Source organism: Citrobacter amalonaticus (assembly GCF_018252635.1).
Taxonomy (GTDB): domain Bacteria; phylum Pseudomonadota; class Gammaproteobacteria; order Enterobacterales; family Enterobacteriaceae; genus Citrobacter_A; species Citrobacter_A amalonaticus_E.
The window spans coordinates 788,096-803,934 of the sequence record NZ_JAGTXM010000001.1 but is presented as its reverse complement, the minus strand read 5'-3'; the positions used below and the strand labels follow the sequence as shown (position 1 = coordinate 803,934).

General features: G+C 53.4%; 10 protein-coding genes. 2 read left to right on the top strand and 8 right to left on the bottom strand.

Features of this window, described 5'->3' with window-relative positions; all coding sequences use genetic code 11:
* Positions 1-70: 70 nt before the first annotated feature.
* Both cysI and cysJ read right to left on the bottom strand, forming a co-directional pair.
* A complete protein-coding gene (gene cysI, locus KE671_RS03705) occupies positions 71-1,783 on the bottom strand; it encodes an assimilatory sulfite reductase (NADPH) hemoprotein subunit (RefSeq protein WP_206161758.1) in 1,713 nt (570 codons plus the stop codon).
* Positions 1,783-3,582 (bottom strand): NADPH-dependent assimilatory sulfite reductase flavoprotein subunit, encoded by a 1,800-nt coding sequence (gene cysJ / locus KE671_RS03700; RefSeq protein WP_206161757.1) that lies wholly within the window; start codon positions 3,580-3,582, stop codon positions 1,783-1,785. Before cysJ ends, cysI begins: the two co-directional genes overlap by 1 nt.
* Before the next feature lie 305 nt (positions 3,583-3,887).
* Between cysJ and queD the strand changes: the two genes are divergently transcribed.
* A complete protein-coding gene (queD, locus tag KE671_RS03695; RefSeq protein ID WP_206161756.1) occupies positions 3,888-4,250 on the top strand; it encodes a 6-carboxytetrahydropterin synthase QueD in 363 nt (120 codons plus the stop codon).
* A gap of 83 nt (positions 4,251-4,333) precedes the next feature.
* Here queD and queE read toward each other — a convergent pair whose 3' ends face one another.
* From queE to rlmD, 6 genes are all read right to left on the bottom strand, one after another.
* Complete coding sequence (gene queE / locus KE671_RS03690; protein WP_195296720.1) at positions 4,334-5,005, bottom strand: 7-carboxy-7-deazaguanine synthase QueE; 672 nt, start codon at positions 5,003-5,005, stop codon at positions 4,334-4,336.
* Between the two features lie 137 nt (positions 5,006-5,142).
* Entirely contained in the window at positions 5,143-6,438 is a 1,296-nt protein-coding gene (eno, locus tag KE671_RS03685) for a phosphopyruvate hydratase (RefSeq protein WP_042322547.1), read from the bottom strand.
* Between the two features lie 88 nt (positions 6,439-6,526).
* On the bottom strand, positions 6,527-8,164 hold the full coding sequence (gene pyrG / locus KE671_RS03680) for a glutamine hydrolyzing CTP synthase (RefSeq protein ID WP_206161755.1): 1,638 nt from the start codon (positions 8,162-8,164) through the stop codon (positions 6,527-6,529).
* Between the two features lie 350 nt (positions 8,165-8,514).
* Positions 8,515-9,306 carry a nucleoside triphosphate pyrophosphohydrolase gene (gene mazG / locus KE671_RS03675; RefSeq protein WP_206161754.1) on the bottom strand — a complete coding sequence of 264 codons (792 nt, stop codon included), beginning with the start codon at positions 9,304-9,306 and terminating at the stop codon, positions 8,515-8,517.
* Positions 9,307-9,403: 97 nt separating this feature from the next.
* Positions 9,404-11,638, bottom strand: coding sequence for a GTP diphosphokinase (gene relA / locus KE671_RS03670; protein WP_206161753.1), 2,235 nt, complete (start codon positions 11,636-11,638; stop codon positions 9,404-9,406).
* A gap of 51 nt (positions 11,639-11,689) precedes the next feature.
* Complete coding sequence (gene rlmD / locus KE671_RS03665; RefSeq protein ID WP_206161752.1) at positions 11,690-12,988, bottom strand: 23S rRNA (uracil(1939)-C(5))-methyltransferase RlmD; 1,299 nt, start codon at positions 12,986-12,988, stop codon at positions 11,690-11,692.
* A 57-nt stretch (positions 12,989-13,045) separates the two neighbouring features.
* Here rlmD and barA point away from each other — a divergent pair, with 57 nt between their 5' ends.
* Positions 13,046-15,802: a two-component sensor histidine kinase BarA gene (barA, locus tag KE671_RS03660; protein ID WP_206161750.1), complete on the top strand. Its 2,757-nt coding sequence runs from the start codon at positions 13,046-13,048 to the stop codon at positions 15,800-15,802.
* Positions 15,803-15,839 lie beyond the last annotated feature (37 nt).

The window sequence follows — 15,839 nt, the reverse complement described above, 5'->3', positions numbered from 1 at the left end:
CTTCGCTTATCAGGCCTACAAAATCCGTAGGCCGGATAAGGCGTTCACGCCACCATCCGGCAATAAGACGTTATTCCCAGAAATCCCGTGCGGGATCGAGCACCGGGCGAATAATGCCCGCACGCACCGTAAAGTCACCGAAGCCTTCACCCGCTTCGCGCTCTTTCGCCCAGCGCCCAATCAGTTCGTCCAGCGAATCAAGGATTTCCGGTTCCGTGATGTTCTCTTTGAACATGCGCGGAATACGCGTGCCAATTCGGTTACCGCCCAGATGCAGGTTATAGCGCCCCGGCGCTTTCCCCACCAGCCCCACTTCCGCCAGCATCGCGCGACCACAACCGTTCGGACATCCTGTGACACGCATGACAATATGCTCATCGCTCACGTGATGCTTCGCCATCAGGCCATCAATTTTATCGATAAACGTCGGCAGAAAACGTTCGGCCTCCGCCATCGCCAACGGACAGGTCGGGAACGACACACAGGCCATAGAGTTTTCGCGCTGTGGCGTCACGGTGTTCATCAGACCGCTCTCTTGCGCGATCTTTTCAATCTTCGCTTTCTGGCTTTCCGGGACGCCCGCGATGATCAGATTCTGATTCGCGGTAATACGGAACTCGCCTTTATGGATTTTGGAAATTTCCAGCAGGCCGGTTTTCAGTGGACGTCCCGGATAATCGAGGATTCGGCCATTTTCAATAAACAACGTCAGGTGCCATTTATTGTCGATGCCCTTCACCCAGCCAATGCGATCGCCGCGACCGGTGAATTCATAAGGACGAATCGGTTCAAATTTGATGCCTGCCCGACGTTCCACTTCCGCTTTGAACGTCTCAACGCCGACGCGCTCAAGGGTGTATTTGGTTTTCGCATTCTTACGATCGGTACGGTTGCCCCAGTCGCGCTGGGTGGTCACCACCGCTTCCGCTACGGCCAGCGTATGTTCCAGCGGTAGATAACCAAACTCGCTTGCCGTACGGGCATAGGTTTTCTTATTACCGTGCTCTATGGAAAGACCGCCGCCCACCAACAGATTAAAGCCTACCAGCTTGCCGTTTTCCGCCACCGCGACAAAGTTCATGTCGTTGGCGTGCAGATCGATGTCGTTCTGCGGCGGGATCACTACCGTGGTTTTAAACTTACGCGGCAGATAGGTCTGACCCAGGATCGGCTCTTCATCCGTTGTCGCCACTTTTTCCTGATCGAGCCAAATTTCCGCATAGGCACGGGTGCGCGGCAGCAGATGCTCAGATATCTTTTTCGCCCACTCATAGGCTTCGGCGTGCAGCTCAGACTCGTACGGGTTCGAGGTGCACAACACGTTACGGTTCATGTCATTGGCCGTCGCCAGCGCATCCAGCCCCACGGAATGCAGCATCTGGTGCACCGGCTTCACGTTTTTCTTCAGAATCCCGTGAAACTGAAACGTCTGGCGGTTGGTAAGACGAATGCTGCCGTAAATCGTATTTTCACCGGCAAATTTATCAATTGCCTGCCACTGTTTGGTGGTGATGACGCCACCCGGCAGACGGCAGCGAAGCAGCATCGCGTGACGCGGCTCCAGCTTCTGCTCTGCACGCTCGGCGCGGATATCACGGTCATCCTGCTGGTACATTCCGTGAAAACGGATCAGCAGGAAGTTATCACCGTTGAAACCGCCGGTGAGACCGTCATTTAAATCTTCAGCAATGGTGCCGCGCAGATAGTTGCTTTCCAGCTTCATGCGCTCGGCGTCTGTCAGTTTACCTTCGACCACCAGGGGCCCTGGATGTTTTTCGCTCATTAGTAGACATCTCGCTGATAACGGCGCTCAACGCGCAGCTCACTTAAAAATTCATCCGCTGATTCCGCATCCATCGCACCAAATTCAGCAATCACGTCCAGCAGTGCTTGCTCAACGTCTTTCGCCATGCGATTAGCGTCACCGCAGACATAAATGTGCGCACCGTCATTAATCCAGCGCCACAGTTCTGCGCCCTGTTCGCGCAGTTTGTCTTGTACATAGACTTTTTCTTTTTGGTCTCGTGACCAGGCGAGATCGATACGGCTCAGCACGCCTTCTTTGACGTAACGCTGCCATTCCACCTGGTAGAGGAAATCTTCGGTAAAGTGGGGGTTGCCAAAAAACAGCCAGTTTTTACCGGACGCTTCGTCGGCGGCGCGCTGTTGCATAAAGGCACGGAACGGCGCAATGCCGGTTCCCGGACCAATCATAATCACCGGGGTTTCAGGATTCGTCGGCAGGCGGAAGTTATCGTTATGTTCGATGAACACACGAACTTCGCCATCTTCTTCGACGCGATCGGCGAGGAAGCTGGATGCGCCACCGGCACGCGCGCGACCTTCCACTTCATAACGCACCGCACCCACGGTGATATGCACTTCGCTCTCCACTTCCGCTTGAGACGAGGCAATGGAATACAGGCGCGGCGTCAACGGACGCAGCAGGTCGACCAACGCTTGTGCATCCAGTTGCGCGGGCGAAAAGCGCAACATATCGACGATGGGCGTCGTGGCGGCGTAATGCTGCAACTGTGCCTTATCGCCGACCAGCGGCAGCAACGATTCACTGCGCGTTAAGGTGGCGTAGTTTTCAACGATATTGGCAGTATTGACGGTCAGTTCAACATGCCACTGTAGCGCTTCGGACAGCGGAAGAGACTGACCATTAACCGTTACAGGCTCATCACCTTTTAGCCAGACCAGTTCCACCATCTCTTTAACCAGCGCCGGATCGTTTTGATACCAGACGCCCAGCGCGTCGCCAGGCTGGTAGCGCAGACCCGAATCACCGAGATCGATTTCGATATGACGAACATCTTTCTCTGAGTCACGCCCGGTGATTTTTTGATTCACGGATAACACCGCGCTCAGCGGTGCTTCTTTGGTATACGGACTGGTATGGATTTCATTTACCGCTCCGCTGGCAACCGCCTGAGTCTGTGTCGCAACCGGCGCACGTGATTTCAATACTTCAACCACACGGGCACGCCACTCGGCGGCGGCAGTCTGGTATTCCACATCTGCGTCAACGCGATCTAACAAGCGCTCACCGCCAAGTTCCGCCAGCTTGCTGTCAAAATCTTTGCCCGACTGGCAGAAAAACTCGTATGACGTGTCACCCAGACCAAAAATAGCAAATGCGGTGTTTTCGAGCTTCGGTGCTTTTTTAGAGAACAGGAACTTATGCAACGCGACGGCTTCTTCCGGCGGTTCACCTTCTCCTTGTGTAGAAGTGACGACAACCAGCAACTTTTCATTGGCAATTTGTTTGAATTTGTAGTCGCCCGCGTTTACCAGCGTGACGCTGAGTTTCGCCGCCAGCAGGTCATCACGCAGTGCTTCCGCCACACGACGCGCATTGCCCGTTTGTGATGCGGAGATAAGCGTGATGCCCGGCATTTCAGCCGCAGGAGCCGGGGTTGCAACAACAGCGCCGGGTTGCTGATTCAGCGTGCCCCAGAAATAGCCAGAAACCCATGCAAGCTGCATGGGGGTGAGATCGGTGGTGGCCGCCTGAAGGCGTGCCAGTTGCTCCGGGTTCAGCGGAAGCAAAGCGGAAGGTGGGGCCTGTGTCGTCATGCGTCGTTATGTTCCAGTAAGCAAAGCGGATTTCAGTCATAAAATCCAAACTGATGATAAGGGTAACGGCGCTGATAGTAACAATTAAAGAAGGGATGGAAATAACAAATAACCAAATGAACTAACCTGTTTTAGTTATAGTTGTTAACGACAAAAGTGATTAAGTAACTGTATGATATATAAATAGTTATTCAGTGTTTCTCATTAATATGTGGCATTCTGCTGCTTAGCGCCCTTTTAACTAATGATAAAAATTGTACTTTACGGTACCCTACGGCGTTTTTTTGCATTCTTGAGAGTAAATAATGTCCACCACCTTGTTTAAAGATTTCACCTTCGAAGCCGCTCACCGCCTGCCGCACGTACCGGAAGGGCATAAATGTGGCCGCCTGCATGGTCACTCATTTATGGTGCGTCTTGAAATTACCGGTGAAGTCTGCCCGCATACCGGTTGGATCATGGATTTTGCCGAGTTAAAAGCCGCATTTAAGCCGACTTATGACAGGCTCGATCATTACTACCTGAACGATATTCCTGGACTCGAAAACCCGACCAGCGAAGTACTGGCACAATGGATTTGGGATCAGGTCAAACCGGCAGTTCCTCTGCTGAGCGCAGTGATGGTGAAAGAGACCTGTACGGCGGGCTGTGTGTATCGCGGGGAATAAGCATTTCGCCTAGCCGGATAGCGACGTAAAGCGTCTATTCGGCTAACAGAAGAGCCCGGTAAGCTAACGCGCCGGGCTTTTTATCAGGCAATATTAAGATACTTATGCGTCTGCATCGACAGGCGCCAGTTGCGCGCAATACAGGTTTCGATGCACAGACGCGTAGCATCGTCTTTCTGGCTGATGGGTTGCAGCGCAATCACCCGCGGTTTATCGTCGCTCAGCGTGGCAAGCAGTTCGTCCAGCGCTTCAATATCACGTACGCGTCCAACTGGGTGTTTGATCTCATTTGCGCGTTCCAGCGCCTGTGACAGAACGTCATAACCGCCACGCATGTTCACCTTTGGAGAAACGGTCACCCAGGTGTTTGGCGTACAGCGCACTTCGTGCGTACCACTGGTCTCAATCTGGCAGCTAAAGCCGTTCTTTTCCAACAGGTCAGTGAGCGGCATCAGGTCGTGAATGCAGGGTTCGCCGCCGGTAATCACCACATGACGCGCGGTGTATCCTTGTCGGCCAATCACGGCCAGCAGATCTTCACTGCTCGCCGCGCCCCATTTATCACTCTCTTTGGTTTTCGCCAGGATGCTGTACAGGGAGACTTCCCGATCCTCAAGCTTATCCCAGGTGTGTTTGGTATCGCACCAGGCACAGCCAACCGGGCATCCCTGTAAACGAATAAAAATGGCGGGGACGCCGGTAAAGTAACCCTCACCTTGCAGGGTCTGGAACATCTCGTTAATCGGGTACTGCATAGCGTTCTCTGTTAAAGGAATAATACGTAATTATCGCAGATTTCGTCTTTCTGGTCATGCGCAGCGGCTGCGCTAATGGCTGGCATAAAAAAACCCGCCGAAGCGGGTTTCTTAGAGTATAAAGCGACAGTAATAGATTACTGACCTTTGATCTCTTTACGGCCGTTGTACGGTGCTTTTTCACCCAGCGCTTCTTCGATACGAATCAGCTGGTTGTATTTAGCAACGCGGTCAGAACGGCTCATAGAACCGGTTTTGATCTGGCCTGCAGCAGTACCTACAGCCAGGTCAGCGATGGTCGCATCTTCAGTTTCACCAGAACGGTGAGAGATCACAGCCGTGTAGCCAGCGTCTTTCGCCATCTTGATTGCAGCCAGCGTTTCGGTCAGAGAACCGATCTGGTTGAATTTGATCAGGATGGAGTTAACGATACCTTTTTCGATACCTTCTTTCAGGATCTTGGTGTTGGTTACGAACAGATCGTCACCAACCAGCTGGATTTTGTCGCCCAGTACTTTGGTCTGGTATGCAAAACCATCCCAGTCAGACTCGTCCAGACCGTCTTCGATAGAAACGATCGGGTACTGTTTGGTCAGGTCTTCCAGGAAGTGAGTGAATTCTTCAGAGGTGAACGCTTTGTTGCCTTCGCCAGCCAGAACGTATTTGCCATCTTTGTAGAATTCAGATGCTGCACAGTCCATCGCCAGAGTGATGTCTTTGCCCAGCTCGTAGCCAGCAGCTTTAACCGCTTCAGCAATTACAGCCAGCGCTTCAGCGTTGGAGCCCAGGTTCGGCGCATAGCCGCCTTCGTCACCCACAGCGGTGTTCATGCCTTTCGCTTTCAGCACTTTAGCCAGGTTGTGGAACACTTCAGAACCCATACGTACGGCTTCTTTCAGGGTTTTCGCACCAACTGGCTGAATCATGAATTCCTGGATGTCGACGTTGTTGTCAGCGTGCTCACCACCGTTGATGATGTTCATCATCGGAACCGGCATGGAGTATTTGCCCGGAGTACCGTTCAGCTCAGCGATGTGCTCGTACAGCGGCATGCCTTTGGCAGCAGCAGCAGCTTTGGCGTTAGCCAGAGACACAGCCAGGATGGCGTTCGCACCGAAGTTGGATTTGTTTTCAGTACCGTCCAGATCGATCATGATCTTGTCGATGCCAGCCTGATCTTTGGCATCTTTGCCAAGGATAGCCTGAGCGATCGGGCCGTTAACCGCGCCAACAGCTTTCAGTACGCCTTTACCCATGAAGCGGGATTTGTCGCCATCGCGCAGTTCCAGCGCTTCGCGGGAACCCGTAGATGCACCTGACGGAGCTGCTGCCATACCGACGAAACCACCTTCCAGGTGTACTTCGGCTTCAACAGTCGGGTTACCACGGGAGTCGATGATTTCACGACCGATGACTTTAACGATTTTGGACATTAGGTTTTCCTCAGTACAAGTTAAACTAAAACTCCAGACAAACAACGCGTACCTTTGGTACGCGTTGCCGTTCTAACTTTTTTACTTCTTACTTCGCCTGACGCTTCTGATGCTCGCTGGCGGCTTTCACAAAGCCAGCAAACAGCGGATGTCCATCACGTGGCGTGGAAGTAAATTCCGGATGGAACTGACAGGCCACGAACCACGGATGATTCGGTACCTCAATGATCTCGACCAACTGATCATCACCGGAACGGCCTGCAACGCGCAGACCCGCAGCTTCAATCTGTTTCAACAGCATATTGTTGACTTCGTAACGATGGCGATGACGCTCAACAATCGTCGGTGTGCCGTACAACTGACGAACCAGACTATCGTCCCCAAGCTGACACTGCTGCGCGCCAAGACGCATAGTGCCACCCAGATCGCTCTTCTCGGTACGGACTTCAACGTTACCGTCTTCGTCACGCCATTCGGTAATCAGCGCCACAACGGGGTACTTACAGTCTGGCACAAATTCCGTCGAGTTGGCGTTGTCCATACCGGCGACATTACGCGCAAACTCAATCAACGCAACCTGCATACCCAGGCAAATGCCCAGATAAGGAATATTGTTCTCACGCGCATAGCGTGCAGTCGCGATCTTCCCTTCTACACCACGGTAGCCGAAGCCGCCAGGGATCAGGATAGCGTCCAAATCTTTCAGGATTTCGACACCGCGCGTTTCAACATCCTGCGAATCGATCAGCTTGATGTTGACGGTCACGCGATTCTTCAGACCGCCATGTTTCAGCGCTTCAATCACGGATTTATAGGCATCCGGCAGTTCAATGTACTTACCGACCATGCCGATAGTGACTTCACCTGCCGGGTTCGCTTCTTCATAAATAACCTGTTCCCATTCAGACAGGTTAGCTTCCGGACAGTTCAAGCTGAATCGTTTACAAATATAATCGTCCAGCCCCTGAGATTTCAACAGGCCTGGAATTTTATAAATGGAATCGACATCTTTCATTGAAATAACGGCTTTTTCCGGCACATTACAGAACAATGCAATTTTTGCGCGTTCATTCGCCGGAACAGCGCGATCGGAACGACAAATCAGGACATCAGGCTGAATCCCGATAGACAACAGTTCTTTCACAGAGTGCTGGGTCGGTTTGGTTTTCACTTCACCCGCAGCAGCCAGATAAGGCACCAGCGTCAGGTGCATGAACAGCGCGTGTTCACGGCCGATATCAACCGCCAGTTGCCGAATCGCTTCAAGGAACGGCAGTGATTCAATATCACCGACGGTGCCGCCAATTTCGACCAGGACAACATCATGGCCTTCGCCGCCTTCCAGCACGCGTTCTTTGATGGCATTGGTGATGTGCGGGATAACCTGTACGGTCGCGCCCAGATAGTCGCCACGGCGCTCTTTGCGCAGAACGTCAGAGTAGATACGACCCGTGGTGAAGTTGTTGCGGCGGCTCATTTTGGTGCGAATGAAACGCTCGTAGTGACCCAGGTCCAGGTCGGTTTCAGCGCCGTCTTCAGTAACGAACACTTCCCCGTGCTGGATTGGGCTCATGGTACCCGGATCGACGTTGATGTACGGATCCAGTTTCATGATGGTCACGTTGAGGCCACGGGCTTCAAGAATGGCTGCGAGGGAGGCTGCGGCAATGCCTTTACCCAGAGAGGATACGACCCCGCCGGTCACAAAAATATAGTTCGTTGTCATGCTGAACCTGAGAAGTTAGGGTGAAACGATGGAATAACCAGGACGGGAAAGTAGTATACCCGAACATGACGTACGCCACAAACTTTCATTATCCCCTCTCCTTCGTTCTTCAAGCCGCACCGGTGTTGGCTTCCTTCACTCACCCCAGCCACATAGCATTTCTATGTTCCTGGGGATTCTTTCAGTCGCCGCCTTGTTGCGACTCGAATAACTCGAAGAAGCAGTATACACGGTCTTTCATCAGCATAACGGGAAGAGAAAATAGCCGCTTTGGGGTAAATGTTTTTGACGCAAATCAAGCGCTTGTTATTTAAAAAATCACACAAAACGCCCTTGACCACTCAATTCCCTTAGAGATCAATTTCCTGCCGTTTTACCTGCTGCCAGACTTCTTCCATCGTTTCCAGATCAACACCGGTCATTTCCAGACCCCGCGCCGCCACAATCCGTTCGACCTCACGAAAACGCCGCTCGAACTTTTGATTGGCTTTTTGCAGGGCGGTCTCCGCTTTAGTGCCTAAATGACGGGCCATATTGACGGTGGCAAACAGTAAATCCCCCATTTCCTCTTCCAGTTTAGCCTGGTCGACAACGACCTGCCGGGCCTCGTGCATGACCTCGTCGATCTCTTCGTACACCTTATCGACCACCGGCCCCAGCGTCGTCCAGTCAAAACCGACATTCGAACAGCGCTTCTGGATTTTCTGCGCCCGCATTAACGCCGGTAAACTGCGCGGAATATCATCGAGGGCAGAATGCTGCGCTTTTTGCGCCCGTTCGCCGGTTTTGATTTGTTCCCAACGGGCCAGCACTTCGCTGCTGTTGCGGGCGGAAGCATCAGCAAAAACATGCGGATGGCGACGCTCGAGCTTGTCACTGATAGCGGCACAAATATCATTGAAATCAAAACGCCCTTCTTCCTGGGCTATCTGCGCGTAAAACACTACCTGAAACAGCAGGTCGCCCAGTTCGCCGCGCAGATCGTCAAAATCCTCACGGGAAATCGCATCGAGCACTTCGTAGGTTTCTTCAAGGGTGTAAGGGGCAAGCGTGGTAAATGTCTGCTCGTTATCCCACGGGCAGCCGGTTTCCGGGTCGCGCAGGCGCTGCATGATGCCGAGCAGGCGGTCAATCTGGTTCATTGGTGAGTCCTGAATACCCAGGCCCGATAAGCGAATCGTCATCGGGCATTGTGATATTGCCGGATGACGGCTAACGCCTTATCCGGCCTACAAATCATTAATTACCGTGAAGACGACGCGCGTCAATCACATCAGGCACCTGATTCAGCTTACTGAGCACGCGTCCCAGCACCTGCAGGTTGTAGATTTCTATCGTCATATCGATAGTGGCAAGCTGCTGTTTGGTATCACTACGGCTGGCGACGCCAAGCACGTTGACCTTCTCGTTTGCCAGAATCGTCGTGATATCACGCAGTAAGCCACTGCGATCGTTGGCCTGAACCCGCACCACCAGCGAGTATCCTGCCGAATAGCTTTCACCCCAGACGGCATCTACAAGGCGTTCCGGCGCATGCGCACGCAGTTCGACCAGTTGCTCACAATCCGCCCGATGGACGGAAATTCCGCGTCCCTGAGTAATGAACCCAACAATCTCATCGCCCGGAATCGGCTGGCAGCAGCGGGCAATGTGATGCATCAGGTTACCTACGCCTTCTACAACGACACGACCATCGTCCTTACGCCGGTTCTGTGGAGCATGCGTTTTCTGCTGAAGCTGTTTCAGCGCGGCGGCATCTTCTTCGGCGGCGCTCGGTTTGTTGAACTGCGATTGCAGGAAGTTCACCATCTGATTCAGACGGATATCGCCCCCGCCAATCGCCGCCAGCAGTTCCTCCAGCTCGTTGAAGTTGTAGCGCGGCAGCAGATGCTTTTCCGCCTCTTTGAGGCTTATCCCCAAATGCGACAGTTCATCATCCAGAATCTGCCGTCCGGCAAGGATGTTCTTGTCCCGATCCTGTTTGCGGAACCAGGCGTGGATTTTCGAACGGCCACGACTGGTCGTCACATAGCCCAGATTCGGATTCAGCCAGTCACGGCTCGGGTTCGGCTGTTTCTGGGTGATGATCTCTATCTGATCGCCCATTTGCAGCTGATAGGTAAACGGTACGATGCGCCCACCGATTTTCGCCCCTATACAACGGTGCCCGACATCACTGTGAATGTGATAGGCAAAGTCGAGCGGCGTGGAACCTGCGGGCAGATCCACCACATCGCCTTTCGGCGTAAAGACGTAGACCCGATCGTCGAACACCTGGCTGCGCACTTCGTCGAGCATTTCGCCGGAATCGGCCATCTCTTCCTGCCAGGCGATCAGTTTACGCAGCCAGGCAATGCGGTCCTCATGGCCTGAACGCGCGCCGCCTGCGGCTGCGCCTTCTTTATACTTCCAGTGCGCGGCAACGCCCAGTTCGGCGTCCTCGTGCATTTGTCTGGTTCGAATCTGGATCTCAACCGTTTTGCCACCTGGCCCCAGCACCACGGTGTGAATAGACTGATAGCCATTCGGTTTCGGATTGGCAACATAGTCGTCAAACTCATCCGGCAGATGGCGATAATGCGTGTGTACAATCCCCAGCGCAGCGTAGCAGTCCTGCAATCGCTCGGCGACGATACGCACGGCGCGGACATCAAACAACTCATCAAACGCCAGATGCTTTTTCTGCATTTTTCGCCAGATGCTGTAGATGTGTTTCGGGCGTCCGTACACTTCCGCCTTCACGCCTTCCGTTTTCATCTCAGCGCGCAAATGCCCCACGAACTCTTCAATATAGTGCTCACGATCGATACGGCGTTCGTGTAGCAGTTTGGCGATGCGTTTGTATTCAGCAGGATGCAGATAGCGGAAGCAATAATCTTCCAGCTCCCACTTCAACTGCCCGATACCTAATCGGTTCGCCAGCGGGGCATAGATATTGGTGCACTCTTTCGCCGCCAGTACGCGCTCATCTTCCGGCGCGTCTTTCACCTCGCGCAGATGGGCGATTCGTTCGGCAAGTTTAATAACCACGCAGCGGAAATCATCGACCATCGCCAACAGCATCCGTCGCACGTTATCGACCTGCTCAGAGGAGACGGAATCGGTATGGGTCGCTTTCAGTTGGCGAATGGCCGCCATGTCACGCACGCCATGAATCAGATTGACGATAGACTTACCTACGCTTTCCTGCAGGGTATCTTCGCTAACGACATTGGCATCGGCCAGAGGGAACAGCAGCGCAGCCCGCAGCGTGTCGATATCCATACTCAGCGTCGAGAGAATTTCCACCATCTCCACGCCACGCCACAGCAGCAGCTCCGCATCGGGATGCCCCTGTGTCTGTTGCAGGCAATACGCCCAGGTTTCGGCTAAGCGTTCACATGACTGCTGGCTGGAGATCCCAAGACTTTCGATCCACTTTTTCGGGTCAAATTCCCCAGCTTTATTTAGATGTGCACTTCTTACCGCAACCATTGTCCTCTCCTTAAGGGACGTGACCTGTCGAAGTCGACAAGCCGTGATTCATTATGAATGCTCAAACAACACCATCGATTCCAGATGTCCCGTGTGGGGGAACATGTCGAGCATCGCCAGCCGCTGTATCTGGTATCCCGCGCGTAATAACGCCTCACTATCACGCGCCAGCGTGGCTGGATTACAGGATACATAAACAATGCGGCCAGGCTGCAATTTTATAATATGTTGCATTACACCTGCAGCCCCTGCGCGCGCTGGGTCGAGCAAGATTTTATCAAAACCGTTTTTGGCCCACGGCTGTCGGGTGACATCCTCTTCAAGATTTTCATGAAAAAATGTCACGTTGTGTAACCCATTTTGTTGCGCGTTTTCGCGCCCTTTTTCCACCAATGCAAGCACGCCTTCCACCCCGACGACGCTTGCCGCCCGGGTCGCCAACGGGAGTGTAAAATTGCCCATCCCGCAAAAGAGATCCAGCACGCGTTCGCCAGGCTGTATGTCCAGCCACGTCAGCGCGCTGGCCACCATTTTCTGATTCACGCCTTCGTTGACCTGAATAAAATCACGCGGACTAAAGTTTAAGCGTAGCCCGTTTGACTCATACCAGGGCGTCTGACCCGTCACCGTTTCCAGTATCTCGCTTTGCGGCGCCAGATACAGAGACAGTCCCTTTGAATGCGAAAAGCATTCCAGTTTTTCGTTATCCGCACGACTTAATGGCGCGGTATGGCGCAGAATCATCAGCGTGCCGCTGCCTGCCTGCACCAGTTCAACGTGCCCCAGATGGCGAATTCCCTGCAGGCTGCCGAGGCATGCCCTAAGATCGGGCAGCAATGCTTCAAGTTGGGGCACCAGAATAGGGCATTGTTTGACATCGACGATATCGCTGGACGCTGATTTGCGAAATCCCATCTGGAACTGCTGGGTTTTCGGTTGGTAATGGAGACTTAAACGCGCGCGTCGGCGATAGCCCCACGGCGCATCAGCGATCACCTCAGCGACATCGTTGTTCATCAGGCGTGACAGCGCGGCGCTTTTACTGCGCTGCTGCAGTTCGATACTGGCATGCTGTTGCTGACAGCCGCCGCAAATGCCAAAGTGTGGACAGCGCGGCGTAACGCGATCCGGGCTATCATTCAAACGGCGCTTAACCTGGGCTTTCGCGTACTGTTTTTTATCTTCGGTGATCGCCACATCCGCACTTTCCTGCGGAAGCAATCCGGGGATAAACAGCGTCTTTCCGTTGTGTCGCGCAACACCCTGACCAAAAGCATCGAGGTCATTGACGGTAACGGTTATGATCTGGCGCGTCGTCACGCGCCGTTTTGCAGAGTAGAATTGCGCCATCGACGAGGATATTCTCAATTTAACAGTGTGACCCTAATTGTCCCATAACGGAACTCCATGACCAACTACAGCCTGCGCGCTCGCATGATGATTCTGATCCTGGCCCCGACCGTGCTTATTGGTTTACTGCTCAGTATCTTTTTTGTTGTGCATCGCTACCACGACTTGCAGCGTCAACTGGAAGATGCCGGTGCCAGTATCATCGAGCCTCTCGCGGTCTCTACCGAATACGGTATGAACCTGCAAAACCGCGAATCCATCGGCCAACTCATCAGCGTTCTACATCGCCGCCACTCTGATATCGTGCGCGCGATTTCGGTCTACGACGAGAATAATCGCCTCTTCGTCACCTCGAATTTCAACCTCAATCCGTCAGAAATGCAGCTGCCGCCGGGCTCTCCGTTCCCGCGCCGACTGAGCGTTGAACGTCATGGCGATATTTTAATTCTGCGCACGCCGATCGTTTCAGAAAGCTATTCACTTGACGAATCCCCGGCCACTGATGCAAAAAACGCGGGTAATATGTTGGGATATGTGGCGCTTGAGCTCGATCTCAAGTCCGTCCGCTTACAACAGTATAAAGAAATCTTCATTTCCACCGTGATGATGCTGTTTTGTATTGGCATTGCGCTGATCTTTGGCTGGCGTCTGATGCGCGATGTGACAGGCCCCATTCGCAACATGGTCAATACGGTTGACCGCATCCGCCGGGGGCAACTCGACAGCCGTGTTGAGGGCTTTATGCTTGGCGAGCTGGATATGCTGAAAAACGGCATTAACTCGATGGCCATGTCACTCGCCGCCTATCACGAAGAGATGCAGCACAATATCGATCAGGCGACCTCTGATTTGCGTGAAACGCTCGAACAGATGGAGATCCAAAACGTCGAGCTGGATCTGGCGAAAAAACGCGCACAAGAAGCGGCGCGTATCAAGTCTGAATTTCTGGCCAATATGTCCCATGAGCTGCGTACCCCGCTGAACGGCGTGATCGGCTTTACGCGCCTGACGCTGAAAACAGAACTGAACACCACCCAGCGCGACCACCTGAATACCATCGAACGATCGGCAAATAATCTGCTGGCAATCATCAACGACGTTCTCGATTTTTCTAAGCTGGAAGCGGGTAAACTGATTCTCGAAAGTATTCCTTTTGCACTTCGCAATACCCTCGATGAAGTGGTGACGCTGCTGGCGCATTCGTCGCACGACAAAGGGCTGGAGCTGACGCTCAATATTAAAAATGACGTGCCGGACAACGTGATTGGCGACCCGCTGCGTTTACAGCAGGTGATCACCAATCTGGTCGGCAACGCTATTAAATTCACCGAGAGCGGCAACATCGACATTCTGGTGGAAAAGCGCTCGCTGAGTAACACCAAAGTGCAGATCGAAGTACAGATCCGCGATACGGGTATCGGTATCCCCGAGCGCGATCAGTCGCGCCTGTTCCAGGCTTTCCGTCAGGCCGATGCCAGTATCTCCCGTCGCCATGGTGGAACCGGGCTGGGGCTGGTGATCACGCAGAAACTGGTCAACGAAATGGGGGGCGATATCTCCTTCCACAGCCAGCCGCATCGCGGTTCAACCTTCTGGTTCCATATCAATCTCGATCTGAATCCGAATGTGATCAACGACGGTCCGGCCACCGCATGTCTGGCCGGAAAACGCATTGCCTACATAGAGCCGAATGCCGCCGCCGCGCAATGCACGCTGGATATACTCAGCGAAACGCCGCTGGAGGTGGTCTACAGCCCAACGTTTTCCGCACTGACCGTTGAGCACTACGACTTTATGCTGCTTGGCGTGGCCGTCACCTTCAAAGAGCCGCTGACGATGCAGCACGAGCGGCTAATTCAGGCGACGAAAATGGCCGACTTCCTGATGCTGGCGCTGCCGTGCCACGCTCAGGTGAATGCCGAGAAACTCAAGCAGGACGGCGTGGCCAGTTGTCTGCTAAAACCTTTGACCTCCACGCGTCTGCTGCCGGCGCTGGTAGATTTGTGCCGTCAAAACCCCCACGAAAGCGCACTGATCTCAGACGAGAGCAAAATTGCCATGACGGTGATGGCGGTTGATGATAATCCAGCGAATCTGAAGCTTATCGGCGCACTGCTGGACGATCTGGTTCAACACGTTGAGCTGTGTGATAGCGGTCAACAGGCGGTCGATCGCGCGAAGCAAATGCAGTTTGATCTGATCCTGATGGATATTCAGATGCCAGACATGGATGGCATTCGGGCCTGCGAACTGATCCACCAGCTTCCCCATCAACAACAAACCCCGGTAATTGCCGTCACCGCGCACGCAATGGCAGGTCAGAAAGAGAAATTACTGAGTGCCGGAATGAATGACTATCTGGCAAAACCGATCGAAGAAGAGAAGCTCTGTAACCTGCTGCAACGCTATAAACCCGGCGCAGCCGTTCCGACGCGCCAGATTAGCGCTGAACCGATCGAACCCGTTTTCAACCCAAATGCCACGCTGGACTGGCAACTGGCGCTGCGCCAGGCTGCCGGGAAACCGGATCTGGCACGCGATATGCTGCAAATGCTGATCGATTTCCTGCCAGAAGTGCGTAATAAAATTGAAGAGCAACTGGTGGGAGAAAACCCGCAAGGCTTAATCGATCTGATTCATAAACTGCATGGCAGTTGCGGCTATAGCGGCGTACCGCGCATGAAGAATTTGTGTCAGTTGCTGGAAAGCCAGTTGCGCGAAGGGACGCCAGAAGAAGATCTGGAACCCGAGTTTCTGGAACTGCTGGACGAGATGGATAACGTGGCGCGTGAAGCGCGAAAATGGCTGTTATAGGCCGGACAGGCATCGCGCCATCCGGCCTGCGGCTCGC

What these genes read in the sequence shown, in the direction of transcription:
- cysI (WP_206161758.1), bottom strand. Translation starts at nt 1,783, where the DNA reads ATGAGCGAAAAACATCCAGGGCCCCTGGTGGTCGAAGGTAAACTGACA.
- cysJ (WP_206161757.1), bottom strand. Translation starts at nt 3,582, where the DNA reads ATGACGACACAGGCCCCACCTTCCGCTTTGCTTCCGCTGAACCCGGAG.
- queD (WP_206161756.1), top strand. Translation starts at nt 3,888, where the DNA reads ATGTCCACCACCTTGTTTAAAGATTTCACCTTCGAAGCCGCTCACCGC.
- queE (WP_195296720.1), bottom strand. Translation starts at nt 5,005, where the DNA reads ATGCAGTACCCGATTAACGAGATGTTCCAGACCCTGCAAGGTGAGGGT.
- eno (WP_042322547.1), bottom strand. Translation starts at nt 6,438, where the DNA reads ATGTCCAAAATCGTTAAAGTCATCGGTCGTGAAATCATCGACTCCCGT.
- pyrG (WP_206161755.1), bottom strand. Translation starts at nt 8,164, where the DNA reads ATGACAACGAACTATATTTTTGTGACCGGCGGGGTCGTATCCTCTCTG.
- mazG (WP_206161754.1), bottom strand. Translation starts at nt 9,306, where the DNA reads ATGAACCAGATTGACCGCCTGCTCGGCATCATGCAGCGCCTGCGCGAC.
- relA (WP_206161753.1), bottom strand. Translation starts at nt 11,638, where the DNA reads ATGGTTGCGGTAAGAAGTGCACATCTAAATAAAGCTGGGGAATTTGAC.
- rlmD (WP_206161752.1), bottom strand. Translation starts at nt 12,988, where the DNA reads ATGGCGCAATTCTACTCTGCAAAACGGCGCGTGACGACGCGCCAGATC.
- barA (WP_206161750.1), top strand. Translation starts at nt 13,046, where the DNA reads ATGACCAACTACAGCCTGCGCGCTCGCATGATGATTCTGATCCTGGCC.